18 protein-coding genes and 3 tRNA genes are annotated in these 23,086 nt (G+C 60.6%); all 21 read left to right on the forward strand.

From position 1 onward, the window contains the following. The first annotated feature begins 98 nt into the window (after window positions 1-98). The 21 genes from LOY43_RS09855 (at window position 99) to LOY43_RS09955 (ending at window position 23,081) form a co-directional block, all read left to right on the forward strand. Window positions 99-872: a class I SAM-dependent methyltransferase gene (locus LOY43_RS09855; protein WP_258709527.1), complete on the forward strand. Its 774-nt coding sequence runs from the start codon at window positions 99-101 to the stop codon at window positions 870-872. A 54-nt stretch (window positions 873-926) separates the two neighbouring features. After that, a complete protein-coding gene (gene leuB / locus LOY43_RS09860; protein ID WP_258709528.1) occupies window positions 927-2,009 on the forward strand; it encodes a 3-isopropylmalate dehydrogenase in 1,083 nt (360 codons plus the stop codon). A gap of 66 nt (window positions 2,010-2,075) precedes the next feature. Continuing rightward, complete coding sequence (asd, locus tag LOY43_RS09865; RefSeq protein WP_007913448.1) at window positions 2,076-3,188, forward strand: aspartate-semialdehyde dehydrogenase; 1,113 nt, start codon at window positions 2,076-2,078, stop codon at window positions 3,186-3,188. Between the two features lie 244 nt (window positions 3,189-3,432). Further along, window positions 3,433-4,443, forward strand: a complete 1,011-nt coding sequence (locus LOY43_RS09870; protein ID WP_093432083.1) for an aspartate-semialdehyde dehydrogenase — start codon at window positions 3,433-3,435, stop codon at window positions 4,441-4,443. Window positions 4,444-4,651: 208 nt separating this feature from the next. Then, window positions 4,652-7,300 (forward strand): FimV/HubP family polar landmark protein, encoded by a 2,649-nt coding sequence (locus LOY43_RS09875; protein WP_258709529.1) that lies wholly within the window; start codon window positions 4,652-4,654, stop codon window positions 7,298-7,300. Between the two features lie 269 nt (window positions 7,301-7,569). Then, window positions 7,570-8,394, forward strand: a complete 825-nt coding sequence (truA, locus tag LOY43_RS09880; protein ID WP_034152768.1) for a tRNA pseudouridine(38-40) synthase TruA — start codon at window positions 7,570-7,572, stop codon at window positions 8,392-8,394. 65 nt (window positions 8,395-8,459) lie between these two features. Next, entirely contained in the window at window positions 8,460-9,086 is a 627-nt protein-coding gene (locus LOY43_RS09885; RefSeq protein WP_095047650.1) for a phosphoribosylanthranilate isomerase, read from the forward strand. Window positions 9,087-9,290: 204 nt separating this feature from the next. After that, the gene (gene accD / locus LOY43_RS09890) at window positions 9,291-10,211 is read left to right on the forward strand and encodes an acetyl-CoA carboxylase, carboxyltransferase subunit beta (protein WP_007913458.1); all 921 of its coding nucleotides are present in this window, start codon (window positions 9,291-9,293) and stop codon (window positions 10,209-10,211) included. Continuing rightward, window positions 10,208-11,515, forward strand: a complete 1,308-nt coding sequence (folC, locus tag LOY43_RS09895) for a bifunctional tetrahydrofolate synthase/dihydrofolate synthase (protein ID WP_258709530.1) — start codon at window positions 10,208-10,210, stop codon at window positions 11,513-11,515. Before accD ends, folC begins: the two co-directional genes overlap by 4 nt. Continuing rightward, window positions 11,499-12,149: an SPOR domain-containing protein gene (locus LOY43_RS09900; RefSeq protein WP_095124815.1), complete on the forward strand. Its 651-nt coding sequence runs from the start codon at window positions 11,499-11,501 to the stop codon at window positions 12,147-12,149. The genes folC and LOY43_RS09900 overlap by 17 nt, the downstream gene beginning before the upstream one ends. Window positions 12,150-12,247: 98 nt before the next feature. Then, window positions 12,248-12,808: a CvpA family protein gene (locus tag LOY43_RS09905; RefSeq protein WP_007913461.1), complete on the forward strand. Its 561-nt coding sequence runs from the start codon at window positions 12,248-12,250 to the stop codon at window positions 12,806-12,808. Between the two features lie 41 nt (window positions 12,809-12,849). After that, window positions 12,850-14,355 carry an amidophosphoribosyltransferase gene (gene purF, locus LOY43_RS09910; protein WP_016984539.1) on the forward strand — a complete coding sequence of 502 codons (1,506 nt, stop codon included), beginning with the start codon at window positions 12,850-12,852 and terminating at the stop codon, window positions 14,353-14,355. 73 nt (window positions 14,356-14,428) lie between these two features. Next, window positions 14,429-15,640, forward strand: coding sequence for an O-succinylhomoserine sulfhydrylase (locus LOY43_RS09915; protein ID WP_093432099.1), 1,212 nt, complete (start codon window positions 14,429-14,431; stop codon window positions 15,638-15,640). After that, on the forward strand, window positions 15,637-16,413 hold the full coding sequence (locus LOY43_RS09920) for an SDR family oxidoreductase (protein WP_095047646.1): 777 nt from the start codon (window positions 15,637-15,639) through the stop codon (window positions 16,411-16,413). The genes LOY43_RS09915 and LOY43_RS09920 overlap by 4 nt, the downstream gene beginning before the upstream one ends. Window positions 16,414-16,629: 216 nt before the next feature. Further along, window positions 16,630-16,705, forward strand: a tRNA-Val gene (locus LOY43_RS09925). Between the two features lie 56 nt (window positions 16,706-16,761). Beyond that, window positions 16,762-16,838 (forward strand) — tRNA-Asp (locus LOY43_RS09930). Between the two features lie 93 nt (window positions 16,839-16,931). Beyond that, window positions 16,932-17,008, forward strand: a tRNA-Asp gene (locus tag LOY43_RS09935). Window positions 17,009-17,506: 498 nt separating this feature from the next. After that, window positions 17,507-20,338, forward strand: coding sequence for a xanthine dehydrogenase family protein molybdopterin-binding subunit (locus tag LOY43_RS09940; protein WP_220558424.1), 2,832 nt, complete (start codon window positions 17,507-17,509; stop codon window positions 20,336-20,338). Continuing rightward, window positions 20,331-20,870: a (2Fe-2S)-binding protein gene (locus LOY43_RS09945; RefSeq protein WP_038369461.1), complete on the forward strand. Its 540-nt coding sequence runs from the start codon at window positions 20,331-20,333 to the stop codon at window positions 20,868-20,870. The genes LOY43_RS09940 and LOY43_RS09945 overlap by 8 nt, the downstream gene beginning before the upstream one ends. Window positions 20,871-20,872: 2 nt before the next feature. Then, a complete protein-coding gene (locus LOY43_RS09950; RefSeq protein ID WP_095124813.1) occupies window positions 20,873-22,108 on the forward strand; it encodes a cytochrome c in 1,236 nt (411 codons plus the stop codon). 1 nt (window position 22,109) lies between these two features. Continuing rightward, the gene (locus tag LOY43_RS09955) at window positions 22,110-23,081 is read left to right on the forward strand and encodes an XdhC family protein (RefSeq protein ID WP_220558426.1); all 972 of its coding nucleotides are present in this window, start codon (window positions 22,110-22,112) and stop codon (window positions 23,079-23,081) included. Window positions 23,082-23,086 lie beyond the last annotated feature (5 nt).

Here is a 23,086-nt window from a genome sequence, read left to right on the forward strand (position 1 = left end):
CACCTTGGAATGCATTTCAAATGTGGGAGCGACGGTGCGACGATTCGACCTGCTCGCGAAGGCGGCAGCCCAAACAACAAAAATATCAGGATGTGACCATGACCACGACCAGCACCGCCCAGCACACTCAGGTCGTACAAAAGCAATTCGGTGAACAGGCCGCCGCCTACCTGAGCAGCGCCGTTCACGCTCAAGGCACCGAGTTCGCACTGCTACAGGCTGAGCTGATAGGGCAGGGCAGCGCCCGGGTGCTGGATCTGGGTTGCGGTGCCGGTCACGTTAGTTTTCACGTCGCACCGCTGGTCAGGGAAGTGGTCGCCTACGACCTGTCGCAGCAAATGCTCGACGTGGTCGCCGCCGCTGCCGTTGAACGCGGCATGAGCAACATCGCCACGGTCAACGGCGCCGCCGAGCGTCTGCCGTTTGCCGATGGCGAGTTCGACTTCGTGTTCAGCCGTTATTCGGCGCATCACTGGAGCGATCTCGGCGTGGCCCTGCGCGAGGTGCGTCGGGTGTTGAAGCCGGGCGGTGTGGCGGCGTTCGTTGATGTGTTGTCACCGGGCAGTCCGTTGTTCGACACTTACCTGCAAAGCGTCGAGGTGCTGCGTGACACCAGCCATGTGCGCGATTATTCCGCCGCCGAATGGCTGCGTCAGGTCAGCGAGGCCGGTTTGCATGTACGCAGTACCACCCGTCAGCGCCTGCGTCTGGAGTACACCAGTTGGGTTGAACGCATGCGCACGCCTGAAGTGATGCGCGCAGCGATCCGCCAGTTGCAGCAGTCGATGGGCAATGAAGTGCGCGAATATTTTGAGATTGATGCCGACGGCTCGTTCAGTACAGATGTAATCGTGCTGATGGCTGAGCGATAAGAATTTTTCCGGGCGCGTTTAAGATGGCGCACCGACTGAAGACACGAGGAAAGCATGAGCAAGCAGATTCTGATTCTCCCAGGTGACGGTATTGGTCCGGAAATCATGGCCGAAGCGGTCAAGGTGCTGGAGCTGGCCAGCGACAAATACAGCCTGGGCTTCGAGCTGAGCCATGACGTGATCGGTGGCGCCGCCATCGACAAGCACGGCGTGCCGCTGGCCGATGAAACCCTCGACCGTGCCCTTGCTGCGGACGCCGTGTTGCTGGGCGCCGTCGGTGGCCCGAAATGGGACACCATCGAGCGTGACATCCGCCCTGAGCGTGGCCTGCTGAAAATCCGTGCGCAACTGGGCCTGTTCGGCAACCTGCGTCCGGCGATTCTGTACCCGCAACTGGCCGATGCTTCGAGCCTGAAGCCGGAAATCGTTGCTGGCCTGGACATCCTCATCGTCCGAGAACTGACCGGTGGCATCTACTTCGGTGCGCCACGCGGCACCCGTACCCTGGAAAACGGCGAGCGTCAGTCCTACGACACGCTGCCGTACAGCGAAAGCGAAATCCGCCGCATCGCCCGCGTCGGTTTCGACATGGCCATGGTCCGTGGCAAGAAGCTCTGCTCGGTGGACAAGGCCAACGTGCTGGCGTCCAGCCAACTGTGGCGTGAAGTGGTCGAGCAAGTGGCCAAGGATTACCCGGAAGTCGAACTGAGCCACATGTACGTCGACAACGCCGCCATGCAACTGGTGCGCGCGCCGAAGCAGTTCGACGTGATCGTCACCGACAACATGTTCGGCGACATCCTCTCCGACGAAGCGTCGATGCTCACCGGTTCCATCGGCATGCTGCCGTCGGCCTCGCTGGATTCCAACAACAAGGGCATGTACGAGCCTTGCCACGGTTCAGCCCCGGACATCGCTGGCAAAGGCATCGCCAACCCGTTGGCGACTATTTTGTCGGTGTCGATGATGCTGCGTTACAGCTTCAATCTGCACGACGCGGCCGATGCTATCGAAAAAGCTGTCAGCGTTGTCCTTGATCAAGGGCTGCGTACTGGCGACATCTATTCGGCCGGTTGCACCAAAGTCGGTACGCAGGAAATGGGCGACGCAGTAGTCGCCGCGCTGCGGAATCTGTAATCTCTCGGGCCCGCTGCGAAATTCAATACAAAGCAGCGGCCCACTTTTCAAGAAGGTGTAGTTGCGATGAAACGTGTAGGTCTGATCGGTTGGCGCGGGATGGTCGGTTCCGTGCTCATGCAGCGGATGCTGGAAGAGCAGGATTTCGATCTAATCGAGCCGGTGTTTTTCACCACGTCCAACGTCGGTGGCCAAGGCCCGTCCGTGGGCAAGGACATTGCTCCGCTCAAGGATGCTTACAGCATTGATGAGCTGAAGACCCTCGACGTGATTCTGACCTGCCAGGGCGGCGACTACACCAGCGAAGTGTTCCCCAAGCTGCGCGAAGCCGGCTGGCAGGGTTACTGGATCGACGCGGCCTCGAGCCTGCGCATGAACGATGACGCGGTGATCATTCTCGACCCGGTCAACCGCAAGGTCATCGACCAGCAGCTCGACGCGGGCACCAAGAACTACATCGGCGGCAACTGCACCGTCAGCCTGATGCTGATGGGCCTGGGCGGTCTGTTCGAGGCCGGTCTGGTCGAGTGGATGAGCGCCATGACCTATCAGGCGGCCTCCGGTGCCGGCGCGCAGAACATGCGTGAACTGATCAAGCAAATGGGCGCCACCCACGCCGCTGTCGCCGATCAACTGGCCGATCCGGCCAGTGCGATCCTCGACATCGATCGTCGCGTTGCAGATGCCATGCGCAGCGAAGCGTACCCGACCGAAAACTTCGGCGTACCGCTGGCCGGCAGCCTGATCCCGTGGATCGACAAGGAACTGCCGAACGGCCAGAGCCGCGAAGAGTGGAAAGCTCAGGCCGAGACCAACAAAATTCTTGGTCGCTTCAAGAGCCCGATCCCGGTTGACGGCATCTGTGTGCGCATCGGTGCCATGCGTTGCCACAGCCAGGCGCTGACCATCAAGCTGAACAAAGACGTGCCGATCGCCGATATCGAAGGGCTGATCAGCCAGCACAACCCTTGGGTCAAACTGGTGCCAAACCAGCGCGAGATCAGCATGCAGGAGCTGAGCCCGACCAAGGTTACCGGCACCCTGAATGTGCCGGTGGGTCGTCTGCGCAAGCTGAACATGGGTTCGCAGTTCGTCGGTGCCTTCACCGTCGGCGACCAACTGCTGTGGGGCGCGGCCGAACCGCTGCGTCGCATGCTGCGGATTTTGCTTGAGCGTTGATTGCTTGAAGTAATGAAAGAACCCGTGCCTTGAAAGAGGTGCGGGTTTTTTTATACCGATCGTTCCCACGCTCTGCGTGGGAATGCATCCCGGGACGCTCCGCGTCCCTTTACAAGCCGAACACAGAGCGTCCGATGTGGCATTCCCACGCAGAGCGTGGGAACGATCTGGGTGGGCAGAAATTGCCTGTGCGCCAGTCACCCGGTAAAGTGCCGCTCCCCCCGTTTCGCCAGAGGCTCGCACCATGACCCAGACCCTAGATATTGCCGTGATCGGCGCCACCGGTACTGTCGGCGAAACCCTCGTGCAGATTCTCGAAGAACGCGACTTCCCGGTCGGCACCCTGCACCTGCTGGCGAGCAGCGAATCCGCCGGCAGCTCGGTGCTGTACCGCAACAAGAACGTGCGCGTTCGCGAAGTCGACGAATTCGATTTCAGCAAGGTCAAACTGGTGTTTTTCGCCGCAGGCCCGGCGATTACCCTGAGCTACGCCGCCCGTGCCCACGCCGCCGGTTGCTCGCTGATCGACTTGTCCGGCGCGCTGCCGGCCGATCAGGCGCCGCAAGTAGTACCCGAAGCCAACGCCGAAGTGCTCGCTGGTTTGAAAGCGCCGTTTCAGATCAGCAGCCCAAGCCCGTCGGCCACTTCGCTCGCCGTGGTATTGGCGCCACTGCTTGATCTGCTTGACCTGCAATATGTCAACGTCACCGCCAATCTGGCCGTTTCCGCCCAGGGACGCGAAGCCGTGACCGAGCTGGCGCGGCAGACCGCCGAGCTGCTGAACATGCGTCCATTGGAGCCGACGTTCTTTGATCGGCAGATGGCGTTCAACTTGCTGGCTCAGGTCGGCACGCCCGACGCGCAGGGCCATACGCTGCTGGAAAAACGTCTGGTGCGCGAGTTGCGTCAGGTGCTGGCCAAGCCTTTATTAAAGATTTCCGCAACTTGCGTTCAAGCCCCGGTGTTTTTTGGCGATAGCCTTAGCGTGACCTTGCAGTCAACGTCGGCTGTCGACCTGGCAAAAGTCAACGCTGCACTCGAAGATGCGCCGGGTATCGAGCTGGTCGAGGCCGGTGATTACCCGACTGCGGTCGGTGACGCGGTAGGGCAGGATGTTGTCTATGTCGGTCGCGTGCGCAGCGGTGTCGACGATCCGGCGGAACTAAATCTGTGGCTGACGTCAGATAACGTACGCAAAGGCGCGGCCCTTAACGCTGTGCAGGTGGCTGAATTGTTGATAAAAGACCTGCTGTAAAAGATACTTGGCAACAATTTGTCGACTGATTCTAGGTGAGCGCTATGCTTGCCCAGATCGCTTGATAACGTGTCACCCTCCGGGACATTCCGGGGCATCAAAGAAATGATCGCGCGCGACATCTGTCGTCGTCGCGCGCAATGCCTTACGGCAGCGGTATTCAACATCTTCTCGCTGGCCGAGGAACGTTCAAACAAAGGATGAGGCTATGGTTCAAGTTCGCAAACTGGTGTTAGCAATAGCGGCCGCCTCGGCGCTGTCCTCCGGTATGGCGCATGCCCTCGGGCTCGGGGAGCTGACCCTGAAGTCGACCCTGAACCAGCCGCTGGTGGCTGAAATCGAGCTGCTCGACGTCAAGGATCTCACTGCTGCCGAAGTGGTGCCGAGCCTGGCGTCACCCGAAGATTTTGCCAAGGCCGGCGTCGACCGCCAGGCCTTCCTCAACGATCTGACCTTTACCCCGGTGCTCAACGCCAGCGGCAAAAGCGTGCTGCGCGTAACGTCGAGCAAGCCGTTGTCCGAGCCGATGGTCAAATTCCTCGTGCAGGTGATGTGGCCGAACGGCCGTCTGCTGCGCGACTACAGCGTGCTGCTGGATCCGTCGAAGTTCTCGCCACAGACCGCTGACGCCGCCGCACAGCCAGCGCCGTCGCAGACCATCGCCGCGCCGACCACTGGCGCCACGCACCCGACGCAATACACCACCACGCCGCGCGATACCCTGTGGGAAATCGCCGCGAAGGCGCGTACCGGCGGCTCGGTGCAGCAGACCATGCTGGCCATTCAAGCGCTGAACCCGGATGCATTCATCGGTGGCAACATCAACCGCCTGAAAACCGGCCAGGTGTTGCGTCTGCCGGATGCGGTGCAAAGCACGGCATTGCCGCAGTCGAAAGCGATTGCCGAAGTCGCTGCGCAGAACGAAGCCTGGCGTCAGGGCCGTCGTTATGTGGCCAAACCGGGCACTGGTCAGCAGCAGCTCGATGCGACCAACCGTGGTCGCGGTAACACCGGTGCAGCACAGAACGCCCAGGACAATCTGAGCCTGGTCTCCGCTGAGAGCGCCAAGGCGCGCGGCAAAGGCCCGGCAGGTGATGCCAAGGCACTGAGCAACAAGCTCGCGGTGACTCAGGAAAGCCTCGACACGACCCGTCGTGACAACGAGGAACTGAAAAGCCGCATGTCTGATCTGCAGAGTCAGCTGGACAAGCTGCAAAAGCTGATCGAGCTGAAGAACAATCAGTTGGCAAAACTGCAAGCTGAAGGCGCGGGCGCTGCGCCGGCCACCAATCCTGCCACACCGGCGGTGCCTGCAATCACGGCTGAGCTGGCCGCCACCCCGCCAGCTACTCCGGCAGACGCAGCGCCGACGCCAGAGTCCGCCATTGCACCACCGGCTGAAACGCCAGTCGTCGAGCCAGTGGTCGCGCCGAAACCGGTTGCCGAAGACGAGAAAACCTTCAACGAACTGCTGACCAATCCGATCCTGCTGGGTCTGGTGGGTGGCGGTGCTGTGGTTCTGCTGCTCCTGTTGTTGCTGCTGGCGCGTCGCCGCAAAGCACAGCAAGAGGCCGAGAAACACATGCGCATGGCCCGCGCGCTGTCGGAAGAGCAAGATTTCTCCGCCGAGCAGGATCTGCCGGAAAGCAGCTTCGAAGGTCTGGAAACTCCTGCGGCGAGCGTCAAGCTCAACACCCCGGCGCCTGCTCCTGCTCCAGTCGTGGCTCCGGTAGTTGCCCCGATCGTGATGGCTGAGCCGATTGCCGCGCCGCTGGTAGCTCCCGCCGCCGAGCGATCCGATGACGTGCTCGACAAGGCGCAGTCGCATATCAACGCCGGTCGCCTGAATCAGGCTGCCGCGCTGCTCGAAGAGGGCGTCAGTCTGGAGCCGCAGCGCAGTGATCTGCGTCTGAAGCTGATGGAAGTCTACGGTCAGCAGGGCGACCGCGACGCGTTCGTCGGTCAGGAGCGTCAGCTGGTGGCCAACGGCGACAACTTCGCCAAGGTCGAAGAACTGAAAAGCCGCTTCCCGGCCATGGCCGTCGTCGCTGCCAGTGGTCTGGCCGCTGCCGCCGTGGCTGCCGAGTTGGACGCGCAATACGTCAAGGATCTGCTGCTCGATGAGCCTGAAGCACCGGCGCCAGCGCCAGTGGAAGACGACCTCGACAGCGCGTTTGATCTGAGCCTGGACGATCTCGACAACATCACGCCGGTAGAGCCTGCGCCGGTGGTTGAGCCTGAAGCGCCGGTCGAGCTGGACGAATTCCCGGCGGACGACGACCTGAGCTTCGAATCGGTGCTGCAACAGCAGACCGACATCAAAGAGAATCTGGATGATCTGTCGGACTTCGACCTCGATCTGGACCTCGGTGCCGAGCCGGCAGCTCCAGCGGTTGATCTGGCGGACGATGACTTCCTGCTGGACCTGGACGAAGGCGTGAAGGATCTGCCGCCGGTCGAGGCGCCAGTGGTGGCTGACGTGCCACAAGATGATCTGGAGCTGCCGGCCGATTTCGATCTGTCGCTGGCCGACGAAATGGACAGCAATCCAGCGGCCGAACCGGATGCGTTCGCTGCTGAGCTGGATGACGTCAACGCTGAACTGGATCGCCTGTCGCAAAGCATCGCTGAACCGACCTTCACCGAAGCCGATGCAATGAAGGGTGATGATCTGGGTGAAGATGATTTCGACTTCCTCGCCGGCACCGACGAAGCGGCGACCAAGCTCGATCTGGCTCAGGCCTACATCGACATGGGCGACAGCGATGGTGCGCGCGACATCCTCAACGAAGTGTTGACCGAGGGTGACGAGAAGCAACGTGGCGAGGCCAAGGAAATGCTCTCGAACCTGGCTTAAGTTCACAGCGGTAAATCAAAAACGGCAGCCCGGTGAGGCTGCCGTTTTTGTTTCGGTTGGATTATGGGTTGTCTGATTTGCCGTCTTCGCGAGCAGGCTCGCTCCCACCTTTGAAATGCATTCCCCTGTGGGAGCGAGCCTGCTCGCGAAGAGGCCGGCACTGCTGATAGAGAACTCTGGCATCCCTGAACCACAGCCTTATAATGCCCGCCTTTGCACAAACAGCAGGCTGTCCCACCTTGGCAAACATAGATAACCCGGTCGCCGAAATGGCCCCCGACGGCTTTTACCGCGTCGCACTGGGCGTTGAGTACAAAGGCTCGCGCTACAGCGGCTGGCAGCGTCAGTTGACGGGTGTGGCGACGGTGCAGGAAGAACTCGAAAAAGCGCTGTCGAAAGTCGCCAATTCACCGGTTTCGCTACAGTGTGCCGGGCGCACCGATGCCGGCGTGCATGCCTGCGGGCAAGTGGTGCACTTTGATACGACCGTCGATCGTTCGCTGAAAGCCTGGGTCATGGGCGCCAATATCAATCTGCCTCATGACATCAGCGTCAGTTGGGCGCGGGTGATGCCGGCGCATTTTCACGCGCGGTTCAAGGCCATCGCCCGGCGCTATCGCTATGTGATCTATAACGACCAGATCCGCCCGGCGCATCTCAACGAAGAAATCACCTGGAACCATCGCCCGCTCGACGTCGAGCGCATGGCCGAAGCCGCGCAGTACCTGATTGGCACCCACGATTTCAGTGCTTTCCGTGCCGGCCAGTGCCAGGCCAAGTCGCCGATCAAAAAAATGCATCACCTGCGCGTGACCCGTCACGGCAAGATGATCGTGCTCGATATTCGCGCCAACGCGTTCCTGCATCACATGGTGCGCAACATCGCCGGTGTGCTGATGACCATTGGAGCCGGAGAGCGGCCGGTGGAGTGGATGAAGGAAGTGCTGGAAAGCCGCGAGCGCCGTTCCGGTGGCGTTACGGCGCATCCGTACGGTCTGTATCTGGTGCAGGTCGAGTACCACGACGAATTCCCGTTGCCCGAGCGTTTTATCGGGCCACATTTCCTTACGGGTTTCTCCGAACTTGACGGCTGACGGCCTCGAACGCTTTTGTTACCATCCGGGACTTTCCCGGATTTTACCTCGGAGTTTTTCTCGTTATGCCAGCCGTTCGCAGCAAGATCTGCGGGATTACCCGCATAGAAGATGCGCTGGCCGCCGTTGAGGCCGGGGCGGATGCGATCGGGTTCGTGTTCTACGCCAAGAGTCCACGTGCGGTAACCGTGCAGCAGGCGCGGGCGATTATTCAGGCATTGCCGCCGTTCGTGACCACCGTGGGCCTGTTCGTCAACGCCAGCCGCTGCGAGTTGGGGGAAATCCTCGATGCCGTACCGCTGGATCTGTTGCAGTTCCATGGTGACGAGGTCGCTGAAGACTGCGAAGGCTGGCATCGTCCGTACATCAAGGCGTTGCGGGTCAAGGCCGGCGACGATATTGCGGCAGCGGTTGATGCCTATCCAAGTGCCAGTGGCGTGCTGCTCGACACCTACGTCGAGGGCGTGCCCGGCGGAACCGGTGAGGCCTTTGACTGGTCATTGATTCCGCAAGGTTTGAGCAAGCCGTTGATTCTCGCGGGTGGTTTGACCCCGGAGAACGTTGCAGACGCCGTGGCTCGGGTGAAACCGTACGCGGTAGACGTCAGCGGTGGGGTAGAGGCGAGCAAGGGCATCAAGGATCACGCAAAGATTCACGCGTTCATCAACGCGGTACGCAAAGCGCCATATTGATGTGACGGCTGGCAGTCTGCCGCCGTCCATCAATGCACTTGCACAAAGCAGGCGCGGCTGAGGGTTTCTGGATGGCACGCAGGTCATGTTTCGCGCTGATCGTGGCAGTCCGGCAACCATCGCCACACACATGAATTTAGCTGAAGGGCATACGCGGGGCTGCGAACCAGAGCGTTCGGGCCGCCGGTACTGGAGAAAGAAAGCATGAGCAACTGGTTAGTAGACAAACTGATCCCTTCGATCATGCGTTCCGAGGTCAAGAAGAGCTCGGTCCCTGAAGGTCTGTGGCACAAATGCCCGTCTTGCGAGGCGGTGTTGTATCGTCCAGAGCTGGAAAAGACCCTGGACGTTTGCCCTAAATGCAACCATCACATGCGCATCGGCGCACGTGCGCGCATCGACATTTTCCTCGATGCCGAAGGTCGCAACGAACTGGGCGCCGATCTGGAGCCGGTTGACCGTCTGAAATTCCGCGACGGCAAGAAGTACAAGGATCGCCTGACCGCTGCACAGAAGCAGACCGGCGAAAAAGATGCGCTGATCTCGGTCAGCGGTACTTTGCTGGGCATGCCGGTGGTGGTTTCGGCCTTTGAATTCGCCTTCATGGGCGGTTCCATGGGCGCCATCGTCGGTGAGCGCTTCGTTCGCGCCGCCAACTACGCGCTGGAAAACCGCTGCCCGATGATCTGCTTCGCTGCCTCCGGTGGTGCGCGCATGCAGGAAGCGCTGATCTCGCTGATGCAGATGGCCAAGACTTCGGCTGTGCTGGCGCGTCTGCGTGAAGAAGGCATTCCGTTCATCTCCGTACTGACCGACCCGGTCTACGGCGGTGTTTCCGCGAGTCTGGCGATGCTTGGCGACGTGATCGTTGGTGAGCCGAAAGCTCTGATCGGCTTCGCTGGTCCGCGCGTTATCGAACAAACCGTGCGTGAGAAGCTGCCGGAAGGCTTCCAGCGCAGCGAGTTCCTGCTGGAACACGGCGCGATCGACATGATCATCCACCGTCAGGAACTGCGCCCACGTCTGGGTAACCTGCTGGCACAAATGACTGGCAAGCCGACGCCGAAATTCGTCGCCGCGCCAATCGAGCCGATTGTGGTTCCACCGGTACCTGCTGGCCTATGACCGAGCGCACCCTTGGCGAATGGCTCGCCTACCTTGAGCAGTTGCATCCGTCGGCCATCGACATGGGCCTGGAGCGTTCGCAACAGGTAGCGTCCCGCATGGGGCTGGGCCAGCCGGCGCCTCGGGTGATCACGGTCACCGGCACCAACGGCAAGGGTTCGACCTGCGCTTTCGTGGCTTCATTGCTGCGGGCGCAGGGCCTGAGCGTTGGTGTCTACAATTCTCCGCACCTGCTGCGTTACAACGAGCGGGTGCAGCTCAATGGCGTCGAGGCCACTGACGCGCAGCTGTGCGAAGCCTTTGCAGCAGTCGAGGCCGGCCGCGGCGACACGTCCCTGACTTACTTCGAAATGGGCACCCTCGCGGCGTTCTGGCTGTTTCAGCAAGCCGGGCTTGATGCGGTGGTGCTGGAAGTCGGGCTGGGCGGGCGTCTGGACACGGTCAACGTGGTCGATGCCGATATCGCACTGGTCACCAGCATTGGCGTCGATCACGCCGATTATCTGGGCGACACCCGCGAATCCGTGGCTTTCGAGAAAGCCGGAATTTTCCGTCAGGGCAAACCTGCCTTGTGCGGCGATCTGAATCCTCCGCAACCGTTGCTCGACAAGGCGCGTGAACTGGCTTGTCCGTTCTTCCTGCGCGGGCGCGACTTCGATCTCGGCATCACTGATCAGCACTGGCAATGGCGCGGCACCGATGCGCGCGGTCAGGCTGTTGAGCTGCGTGACTTGCCGCTGCTCGATCTGCCGATGGAAAACGCCGCACTGGCGTTGCAGGCGTATCTGCTGCTCGGTTTGCCGTGGGATGCGTCGCAGATTGTCGCGGCCTTGCAGGACACTCGCGTGGTCGGGCGACTGGATCGCCGCTCATTCGAGTGGAACGGCAAACGCCTGAATCTGTTGCTGGATGTGGGGCATAACCCGCATGCCGCCGAGTATCTGGCCCGTCGTCTGGCCTCGCGACTACCGGTCGGCAAGCGCCTGGCGGTGTTTGGTCTGTTGGCCGACAAGGATCTGGATGGTGTTGTCAGCGAATTGAATGCTAGTGTCGAGCATTGGGCGGTGGCGCCGCTGGATTCTCCGCGTGCCCGTCCGGTGGCTGAATTAAACGCTGCATTGCAGAACCTTGGTGCGTCGGTCACGTCTTACGACAGTGTCGCCGCTGCGCTGGAAGGGCAGTGCGCAGTAGCCACCAGTGACGACGAGATTCTGTTGTTCGGATCATTTTATTGTGTCGCCGAGGCCCTTGAATGGCTGGCCCGGCGCTCCACGGAGGAAGCGGCAAATGGCTTTGCTGGATAAAGCGTACAAGCAGCGCATGGTTGGCGCTTTGGTGCTGGTCGCGCTGGCAGTGATTTTCCTGCCGATGCTGTTTTCCCGTCAGGACGAGCAACGTCAGGTGACCGTCGAAGCACCCGCCGCGCCGCAAGCGCCTGTCGTGCCGCAAGTGCAGATGGAAACGGTGGCTGTTCCCGAGCCGCAAGCCTTGCCGCAGGAGCCAGTGCCAACGGATGAAGAGGTCGCCGAAGACACGGCGTCTGCTGCGCCCGTCGCAGCGACGCCGACGGCTCCCATCATGATCACCAAGCCTGTTGCGCCGCCGGCGGTGGCCAAGCCGATTCCGGCTCCTGCTCAGCCGATCACTGCGGCCTCGACCAAGCCGGACACCACGCAAAGCCGCGTCGATGCCAATGGCCTGTCGGTGAGCTGGTCGGTGCAGTTGGCCAGTCTGTCGAGCCGCGCCAGCGCCGAGAGCTTGCAGAAAACCCTGCGCAGCCAAGGCTACAACGCCTATATTCGTTCGGCCGATGGCAAGAATCGGGTGTTTGTCGGCCCGCTGATCGAGCGTGCCGAGGCTGATCGTCTGCGTGATCTATTGGGGCGTCAGCAGAACCTCAAGGGTTTTGTCGTGCGCTTCCAGCCTGAGCGCGGCTAAAAACTATCGCCTCGATTGAAATGCACTGACAATCGCAGCTTACCGAGAGGCATGCGCTCTGCTAAAATGCGCCGCCTTATCCGTCTGTAGGCTGCACTGTGCCATTTACCTGGGTTGACTGGGCGATCGTTGCAATCATCGCCATCTCCGCTTTGATCAGTTTGAGCCGCGGCTTCGTCAAGGAAGCATTATCGCTGGTGACCTGGATCATCGCAGGAGTCGTCGCCTGGATGTTCGGTGGCTCATTGTCCGAGTACCTCGCCGGATACATCGAAACCCCATCGGCTCGCGTGATCGCGGGCTGTGCCATCATGTTTGTCGCCACACTGATCGTGGGCGCAATGATCAATTATCTTATCGGCGAGTTGGTTCGCGTCACCGGGTTGTCCGGGACCGATCGATTCCTCGGCATGGCCTTCGGCGCTGCGCGTGGCGTGTTGCTGGTGGTCGTGGCGGTCGGGCTGTTGAGCCTGGGGCCGGTACAGCAGGACGGGTGGTGGAAAGAATCACAGCTCGTACCAAAATTTCTATTGGTCGCTGATTGGTCCAAAAACCTGATTCTCGGGTGGAGCAGTCAGTGGCTTGCCAGCGGAATCAGCGTACCCGCTGATATTCCGTTCAAGGAGCAACTCTTGCCGTCGGCGAAAACGCCTCAGTGAGTGTTGTTCAGTTCAGATCCATTAAGTAGGGGTTGCGTCGCATGTGTGGCATCGTCGGTATCGTCGGTAAGTCGAACGTCAATCAGGCGCTGTATGACGCGCTAACCGTGCTCCAGCACCGCGGCCAGGACGCTGCCGGTATCGTGACCAGCCATGATGGCCGGTTGTTCCTGCGCAAGGACAATGGCCTGGTGCGTGACGTGTTTCAACAGCGTCACATGCAGCGTCTGGTCGGTCACATGGGGATCGGCCACGTCCGTTACCCGACTGCGGGTAGCTCGACTTCGGCCGAAGCCCAACCGTTTTACGTCAACTCGCCTTACGGCATCACTTTGGCGCACAACGGTAACCTGACCAACGTTGAGCAGTTGGCCAAAGAGATTTACGAATCCGATCTGCGTCACGTCAACACCAGTTCCGACTCGGAAGTGCTGCTCAACGTGTTCGCCCATGAGCTGGCCCAGCGCGGCAAGCTGCAACCGACCGAAGAAGACGTGTTTGCCGCCGTGACCGACGTGCACAACCGTTGCGTCGGCGGTTACGCGGTAGTCGCCATGGTGACCGGTTACGGCATCGTCGGTTTCCGTGACCCGCACGGCATTCGCCCGATCGTGTTCGGTCAGCGTCACACTGACGAAGGCGTTGAATACATGATCGCCTCCGAAAGCGTTTCGCTGGACGTGCTCGGTTTCACCCTGATTCGCGACCTGGCGCCGGGCGAAGCGGTCTACATCACTGAGGACGGCAAGCTGCACACCCGTCAGTGCGCGACCAATCCGTCCCTGACCCCGTGCATTTTCGAACACGTCTACCTGGCGCGTCCGGACTCGATCATCGACGGCGTGTCGGTCTACAAGGCTCGCCTGCGCATGGGTGAGAAACTCGCCGAGAAGATCCTGCGCGAGCGTCCAGAGCACGACATCGACGTGGTTATCCCAATTCCGGACACCAGCCGTACCGCGGCACTGGAACTGGCCAACCACTTGGGCGTGAAATTCCGCGAAGGTTTCGTCAAGAACCGTTACATCGGTCGTACCTTCATCATGCCGGGCCAGGCGGCGCGCAAGAAGTCGGTTCGCCAGAAGCTTAACGCCATCGAGCTGGAATTCCGCGGCAAGAACGTGATGCTGGTCGACGACTCGATCGTGCGCGGCACCACTTGCAAGCAGATCATCCAGATGGCCCGCGAAGCCGGCGCGAAAAACGTCTACTTCTGCTCGGCAGCGCCAGCGGTACGCTTCCCGAACGTTTATGGTATCGACATGCCAAGCGCGCACGAACTGATCGCACACAACCGTTCGACTCAGGACGTGGCGGATTTGATCGGCGCTGACTGGCTGATCTATCAGGACCTGCCTGACTTGATCGAAGCGGTTGGCGGCGGCAAGATCAAGATCGAGAATTTCGATTGCGCGGTGTTCGACGGCAAGTATGTTACCGGTGACGTCGACGAGGCTTACCTGGATAAGATCGAGCAGGCACGCAACGATGCCTCGAAGGTCAAGACCCAGGCGGTCAGTGCGATCATCGATCTGTACAACAACTGAGTTATCACCGGCCCTGAGGGGCCGGTTTTGTATCTGACTTTCAATTTTCGAGAACAGGGCAAGGAGTGACAGCATGAGTCAGGAATGGGATGCCGGTCGGCTGGACAGCGACCTCGAAGGCGTAGCGTTCGATACCCTGGCCGTACGTGCCGGTCAGCACCGTACGCCGGAAGGCGAGCACGGTGATCCGATGTTCTTCACCTCCAGCTATGTGTTCCGCACCGCTGCCGACGCGGCCGCACGGTTCGCCGGGGAAGTGCCGGGTAACGTTTACTCGCGTTATACCAACCCGACCGTGCGCGCGTTCGAGGAGCGCATTGCTGCGCTGGAAGGCGCCGAGCAAGCCGTTGCGACCGCAACCGGCATGGCCGCCATCATGGCGGTGGTGATGAGCTTGTGCAGCGCCGGCGATCACGTGCTGGTTTCGCGCAGCGTGTTCGGTTCGACCATCAGCCTGTTCGAGAAGTACTTCAAGCGTTTCGGTGTGGAAGTCGATTACGTGCCTTTGGCCGACCTGTCGGGTTGGGATGCGGCAATCAAATCCAACACCAAACTGCTCTTTGTCGAGTCGCCCTCCAACCCGTTGGCCGAGCTGGTCGATATCACCGCACTGGCTGAAATCGCTCACGCCAAAGGCGCGATGCTGGTCGTCGATAACTGCTTCTGCACGCCAGCGTTGCAGCAGCCGCTGAAAATGGGCGCAGACATTGTCGTGCACTCGGCGACCAAGTTCATCGATGGCCAGGGCCGTTGCATGGGCGGTGTGGTGGCCGGTCGCAGTGAGCAGATGAAAGAAGTCGTCGGCTTCCTGCGCACTGCCGGGCCGACCTTGAGTCCGTTCAACGCGTGGATCTTCCTCAAAGGTCTGGAAACCCTGAACCTGCGGATGAAGGCGCACTGCGCGAATGCTCAGGCGCTTGCCGAGTGGCTGGAGCAGCAGGACGGCATTGAGAAGGTGCATTACGCCGGTCTCAAGAGCCATCCGCAGCACGAATTGGCCCAGCGTCAGCAGAAGGGCTTCGGTGCGGTAGTGAGCTTTGAAGTCAAAGGTGGCAAAGAGGGCGCTTGGCGCTTCATCGATGCGACCCGGCTGATTTCGATTACCGCCAACCTCGGCGACAGCAAGACCACGATCACGCACCCAAGCACCACCTCTCACGGCCGTCTGGCGCCGCAAGAGCGTGAAGCGGCGGGCATCCGTGACAGCCTGATTCGCATCGCGGTCGGTCTGGAAGACGTCGCTGACCTGCAAGCCGACCTGGCGCGCGGTCTGGCCGCGTTGTGATCGAGTTGTCTACGCCGACAGCAGGTACCCATGGCCGCGTTGCGCTGGTCACGGGTGCTGCGCGCGGTATCGGTCTGGGCATCGCTGCCTGGCTGATCAGCGAGGGCTGGCAAGTCGTGTTGACCGACCTGGATCGGGCGCGCGGTTCAAAAGTGGCGAAAGTGCTGGGTGAAAACGCCTGGTTTATTGCCATGGACGTTGCCGAGGAAAGTCAGGTGGCGCTCGGCGTGGCTGAAGTGCTGGGTCAGTTTGGTCGTCTCGATGCACTGGTGTGCAACGCGGCGGTCGCTGATCCGCACAACATCACACTGGAAAGCCTAGATCTGGCTTACTGGAATCGGGTGCTGGCGGTGAATCTCAGTGGGCCGATGCTGTTGGCCAAGCACTGTGCGCCGTATCTGCGTGCGCACAACGGTTCGATCGTCAACCTGGCGTCGACCCGTGCCGGGCAATCAGAGCCTGATACCGAGGCTTATGCGGCGAGCAAGGGCGGTTTGCTGGCGCTCACGCATGCGTTGGCGATCAGTCTGGGGCCGGAGATTCGTGTTAACGCCGTCAGTCCGGGCTGGATCGATGCACGCGATCCTTCTGCACGCCGAGCAGAGCCGCTGGCCGATGCCGATCATGCTCAGCATCCGGCGGGCAGGGTAGGGACGGTCGAGGATGTCGCGGCCATGGTCGCGTGGTTGCTGTCGAGGAATGCCGGGTTTGTCACCGGGCAGGAATTCGTGGTCGATGGTGGTATGACGAAAAAGATGATCTACAGCGAGTAGGTCGTCTTGTTCTCCTGAATTTGTGTTGAATCAACTGACGCCTTCGCGAGCAGGCTCGCTCCCACATTTGGAATGCATACCCCTGTGGGAGCGGGTTTGCCCGCGAAAGCGGTTTTGCAGGATTGAAGCAATTTCGTCTTTTTTAGAAAAACTTCAATCCTGCTATTGACTTAGGTTCGCTACCTGCGTAAATTTCGCGGCCTCGGAGATGCAAACGGGTGATTAGCTCAGCTGGGAGAGCGTCTGCCTTACAAGCAGAATGTCGGCGGTTCGATCCCGTCATCACCCACCACTCCCCGAGAAACTTGCGTAAGCAAGAGCGTAGGCTGAAAGTGCCTGCACCGACGCGCAGCGGTAGTTCAGTCGGTTAGAATACCGGCCTGTCACGCCGGGGGTCGCGGGTTCGAGTCCCGTCCGCTGCGCCATATTTTACGAATCAGACTTGTCTGGTTCGCGATTGCAAAGCACCGAAGCTTGCAGTCAACACGAGTTACTTGAGCGCAAGCTCAAAGCGATACGCAGCGGTAGTTCAGTCGGTTAGAATACCGGCCTGTCACGCCGGGGGTCGCGGGTTCGAGTCCCGTCCGCTGCGCCATATCTGCTCCAAGGACCACTGAACGCCTTGAAGCACCGAAAACAGCCGTTGGCTGATTCGGAATCGATAGCAAAGACCCTGGTCGAAAGACCGGGGTTTTTTGTGTCTGAAATTTGGCTTTTCCCTCTGCTCCTTCCCCCTGATTCTGAATTCGACACAAATCCCCATGTGGGAGCGAGCCTGCTCGCGAATGCGGTGTATCAGCAAAAAAATGCGCTGACTGACACTACGCCTTCGCGAGCAGGCTCGCTCCCACATGGGTCGATGGTATGTTCAACGAGCTCCTGCGGTGCCACGTCGCATTGATTTTCTGATCCTTTAGTCAAATTTTTGTAACTGGTTGTTTGCTGCGAGCGCAGAAACCTTTAAAGTTAACCTTTCGGTCAGCTTTGCACTGTCATCACGCCTTTCGTTTAGCCAAGAAAGGCTTCTGCAAGACTCGAGATTCCCCAGTAGATAACCAGAAGGGCGGACACATAACCGCCCAGAGGATGATCCATGTCCAACCGTGAAATATCCCGGCGCTCGTTTCTCCAGGGCGGGCTGGTGGCGGGTGTGAGCGTCACGCTCACGCCGCTCAGCAGTCAGGCGCTGGCTGCCTTGATGGAAAACACTGTCACCGTGCCGTCCGAGAAGTGGCTCGGCAGCAACGGCAAGGCGCGTCAGCGTAACGACGCACTGTCCAAGGTCTGCGGCAGCAAAGTCTTTGCCCGCGACATCCGTTCCAAGGACATGCCGGGCTGGCCCGAGCAGCAAGGCCACGCCATGCTGCTGAAAACCATCAAGGCTGACCGCATCTACGACGGCTACGACCTGTCGTGGCTTGGCGCTGACTTGCAGCCTGACCGCATTGTCACCGCCGCTGATCTGGACAAGGACGGTATCGTCTTCCCCGAAGAGCACGCGCCGGATCCACTGCTGCCAGAAGGCAAAGTGCCGATGTTCATCGGTCACCCGGTGGCAATCCTGATCTGGAACGACTTCGAGCGTTTCCGTCAGGCGAAGAACAAACTCAAATTCAATGACAAAGCGATTCGTTACGGTGCCAAAGTGCCGTTCTACGAAGGCGACCCCTACGGCAGCTTCCGCTACGTGCGCGTCGGCGGCGCGACCTCGGCCGACGAAGACGAATTCGCCAGCCTCAAAGACTCGATCCTGTTCCCGATGCTGAAGAACCGTCGTCCGGTGTGGAATTCCCAGCCGAACCTGCACGGCAATCTGACCGAGCGCGGCTTGTTCTACGCCGACCGCATGAAGCAAGAGATCGACACGCCGTCGGACAACTGGCTGGTGTTCGACGAGCGCTACAAGACCCCGTCGATTGAGCCGGCCGCCATGGAGCCGGACAACGGCAACGGCTGGTACGACCCGAAAACCAAAACCCTGCATTTCGTCGTGGCCACCCAGTGCCCGCTGGAGGCAGCGACCGAAACCGCGAAAATGATCGCGCCGTCGCGCTTTGGCCTCGACAACCTGAACATGCACCCGGGTTACACCGTCGGTTACGGATCCAAAGACCACAACATCTTCGTCTACTACGCAGCCCTTGCTGCGCTGTACGGCGCCGGCGTGCCAGTGCGTCTGGCCAACGACCGCTACGAACAATTCCAGAGTGGCATCAAGCGCCACCCGTTCGACATCCGCTATCAATTGGCCGTGGACAAGAACGACTACAGCTTCAAGATTTTCCGCGCGGAAATGAGCGTCGACGGTGGCGGCCGGATCAACTACAGCCCATCGGTAGCCGCGGTTGGCGCCACGGCCGCGCAGTCGATCTACTACATGCCGCAGAACGATCTGCAAGTCACCGCCTACCACTCGCGTGGCGTTGAGGCCGGTTCGATGCGCGGTTACGGCACCCTGCAAAGCATGGCGGCAACCGAGATGATGGTCGATGAAATCGCCAACCGTCTCGGTGTCGATGCGATCGACCTGCGTCGCAAGAACGCCCTGCGTTCCGGTATGAAAAACACGCAAGGCGCGATCCCGGCCGGTGCCTTGCGCCTGCATGAAATTCTCGACAAGGCCGCGGTGCACGAAGTCTGGAAAAACCGCGACGCGATCAAGAAACAGCGCGAAGCGGCCGACCCGGACAACTGGTACGGCGTTGGTTTTGCCATTTGCCAGAAAGACTTCGGCACCGGTTCCGAAGCGCCGATGGCCAGCATCGAATTCACTGCTGACGGTCGCATCACTCTGCGTCATATCGGCATTGAGATCGGCACTGGCATGTCTACCTCGCAGGCGCTGGTGGTGGCCGATTTCCTCGGTAGCCCGGCGCACGAAGTGAAGACCGGCGAAACCGAATGGAAGGAAATGCAGCTGATCACCAGCGGCAACCCTTACATCATGAGTCAGGCCGAGCAGGACAGCCTGCTGCGCAACCCGCGCTGGGTCGGCAAACTGGCTTCGGCCTCGTCGGCGACCAACTCGGCGTACTACTTCAGTCACGCCACCCGTGAAGCGGCACGCGTGCTGTTCAATAACGGTCTGTGGCCGGCGGCCATGGAAATCTGGCGTCAGGGCCCCTATGGCGGCCAAGCCAACCCTTACGTCGTGCGTCGCGAAGATGCGCATTGGGTCGACGGCAAACTCACAGCCAACGGCATGCAACCGTTGAGCTTCGAAGAACTGGCCAAACACGCTCATGAGCGTGGTCTGGTGACCGGCGCCACCGTTCACGCATTCAACCGCTGGAGCTGGGCCGAGGCCGAATACAGCATCGACGGCGTGCGCGAGCGTCTGCCGCTCGACGGTCTGGCGGTGAAATATGGCGATGGCGCGCCGAAGGCGAAGAAGGCGCTGATGAACACCGCTGGTTTCCACCTGTTGGATCGCCAGAACATCAATTACCCGGTTGTCCAGTTGAACAACGCTGCCGTGACTTACTACAGCCCGGTCGCGACACTGGTCGAACTGAAGGTCAACAAAGGCTCGGCGGAAGTCGAAGTGCTCAACCACCATTCGTGGGTCGAGTGCGGTCGGGTGCTGGTCGAGGAACTGGTCAAGGGCCAGCTCGAAGGTGGTATCGCCATGGGCATCGGCCACGCCTTGATGGAAGAAATGCCGCTGTATGAAGGTGGGCCGGGGGAGGGTGACTGGAACTTCAACCGTTACCGTTTGCCGATGGCGCGTCACGTTGCCGTATGGAAACAGACGTCGGAGATTCTGCCGGCGCTGTCGCCAAGTGATCCGTCCAAAGGCATCGCCGAAGTGGTGATGATCCCGATCGTCGGTGCCATCGGTAACGCCGTGGCGCACGCCATCGGTAAACGTGTTCGCGATCTGCCAATCACTGCTGCGCGCATCAAGGAGGCCCTCAATGGCTAACCGTCCGCTTCAACTGACCCTCAATGGTCAATCCGTCGGCCCGGTGGACATCCCTGATGACCTGCCGATGATCGACTACCTGCACGAATACAAGAACCTCACCGGTTCGCGCCTGGGCTGCGGCCAGGGCATCTGCCACGCCTGCGTGGTGATCGTCGATAACCCGGACGGGACCAGTGAAGAAGTACGCACCTGCATCACTGGTGCGCACTACTTCGAAGGCAAGAAAGTCCGCACCATCGAATCTCACGCCAAGCGTGACGAGAGCGGTCAGGTCACCGAGCTGAATCCAATCCAGCAACGCTTCGTCGACGAGTTCGCCTTCCAGTGCAGCTACTGCGCACCAGGCTTCGTCAACGCCGCGACCGTGCTGGTCGAGAAGCTGCAGCGCCAGCCGACCGTGCAAAGCAAGCTCGAACAAGTCATCGAGGACAGCCTCGGCCATCACGTCTGCCGTTGCACCGGGTACGTGCGTTACTACAACGCCACCCGCAACGTGCTGACCGATCTCGGCCTGGTCAAGGAGGGTTAAGCATGAAGCTTTTACTGACCCGCCTGACCTTGGCGGTCGGCCTTGCTGCGCCGCTGTTGTTTGCCCACGCCGATGACCAGGTCAAGCGCGGCGAATACCTCGCCCGCGCCGCTGACTGCATGGCTTGCCACACTGCACCGGGCGGCGCGCCGTTTGCCGGCGGCCTGCCGATCGTCTCGCCGTTCGGCACGATCTACGGCACCAACATTACCCCGAGCAAAGAGCACGGCATCGGTTTGTACAACGATGATGAGTTCTTCGCGGCGCTGACTGAAGGCAAGCGTCGCGATGGCGCGAATTTGTATCCGGCGATGCCGTATACCTCGTATCACCTGATGCCGCGTGAAGACTCGGATGCGATTCATACGTATCTGAAAACCATCGAGCCGATCGAGCGTGCAGCCCCGGTCACCAGCCTGAGCTTCCCGTTTAACGTGCGTCCGGGCCTGATCGGCTGGAACATGATGTACGGCAAAGCCCTGAAACTGGAGCCGGCCGAAGGCAAAAGCGAAGCCTGGAAGCGCGGCCAGTACATGGTCGAAGTGCTCGGTCATTGCGGCGAATGCCACACGCCGCGTGGCCTCCCGGGCGCAATGCAGCTGGACAAGCGTCTGACTGGCGGCATCCTCAATGGTTATCTGGCGCCGAGCCTGCTGGCCACCGATCTGGCCGCTCGCGGCTGGAACGAGCAGGACCTCGGCACGTTCCTCAAGCACGGCATGAGTGCGCAAGGGACGATGTTCAACGAGATGTTCCCGGTGTTCCACAACAGCACTCAAGGCCTGAGCGATGCCGATCTGGCGGCCATGGCGACGTTCCTGCTCGGCGACAAACCGCCGGCAGCCAAAGCCCTCGTTGAAGTGCCAGTCGAGAAACTCAGCGCCAGCGCCCAGCGCGGCCAGCAGGAATACCTGAACGTCTGCGCCGGTTGCCATGCGGTCGGTGGCGAAGGCAAGCCGCATATCGCGGTGGCCATGCGCGGTAATACCACGTTGCGTCTGGAAGACCCACGCAACCTGTTGCGCGTGATCGAGGATGGTATCGGCGAGCAGAAGTTTTCCGGGTTCGAGCACATGCAACCGATGCCGGGCTTCGCTGGCAAGCTCAGTCCTGAGCAACTGACTGATCTGCTCAACTACCTGCGTCAAGGTTGGGGTGGTCAATCCGCTGAGTTGGCGGTGAGTGAAGTGCAGAAGCTGCAAGCCGACGCACCGTCCATCGAGCACAAGGCGCACTGACATGCAGCATCTCGATCTACAAGTGGTGCGGCGAGCGCTGGAGTGGTCGGTGGCGGGGCAGCGCATCTGGCTCTGCACTGTGCTGACCACTTACGGCTCGGCACCGCGTGCGCCGGGTTCGCTGCTGGCAGTGAATGACAGCGGACAGTGGATCGGTTCGCTGTCCGGCGGCTGCGTGGAGGAGGATTTTCTCGAGCGCGTCGCCGAAGGTGCGTTTCTCGATGCGGTCAATGTCGTGCGTTACGGCGAAGGCGACGATCCGCGCTCGCGGGTCAGTCTGCCCTGCGGTGGCATCCTTGATGTATTGGTAGAGAAATTTGACGCCGACTGCGAGGTGCAGGCGCATCTGCGTGAATTGGAGTCGGCGCTGCTCGGTCAGCGCCGTTTGATTCGCGAGGTCGATCTGGCCAGCGGTGCGCGCAGTCTGTTCGCTGATCGCGAGCAGGGTGCGCGGATTGAGCGTGAGATTGATCGGGTGCGCATTCGCGTTGGCGCGGCGCAGCGCTTGTTGCTCGCCGGGTATTCCAGTGTGGCGCAAGCGTGTGCCGAGTTTGCCGTTGGATTGGGTTTTGAGGTGATTCTCTGCGATCCGCGCGACGAGGTGCTTGAAGGCGTGGTGCTGGATGGTGTGGAGATTCGTCGGCAGTTGCCGTCGGTGTTTATTGCTGACGGTGGCTGTCATCGTGACACGGCGGTCGTAGCGCTCACTCACGATCCGCGTATCGATGACCTGGCGATGATGGAGGCGGTGCGCACCGAAGCGTTCTACATTGGCGTGATGGGCTCGCTGCAGACGTCACAGAAGCGCTTCGAGCGTTTGCGTCGGATTGGCGGCTTGGGCGAGGCGGAGTTGGCGCGGATTCATGCGCCGATTGGCCTTAACCTCGGCAGCAAGACGCCAGCGGAAATTGCCTTGGCGGTGCTGGCGGATATCCTGCGGATCCGTAGCGGGATTGCTCGGGATCAGCTCTGAGTGCT

This window comes from Pseudomonas sp. B21-041 (genome assembly GCF_024748675.1).
GTDB lineage: Bacteria > Pseudomonadota > Gammaproteobacteria > Pseudomonadales > Pseudomonadaceae > Aquipseudomonas > Aquipseudomonas neuropathica.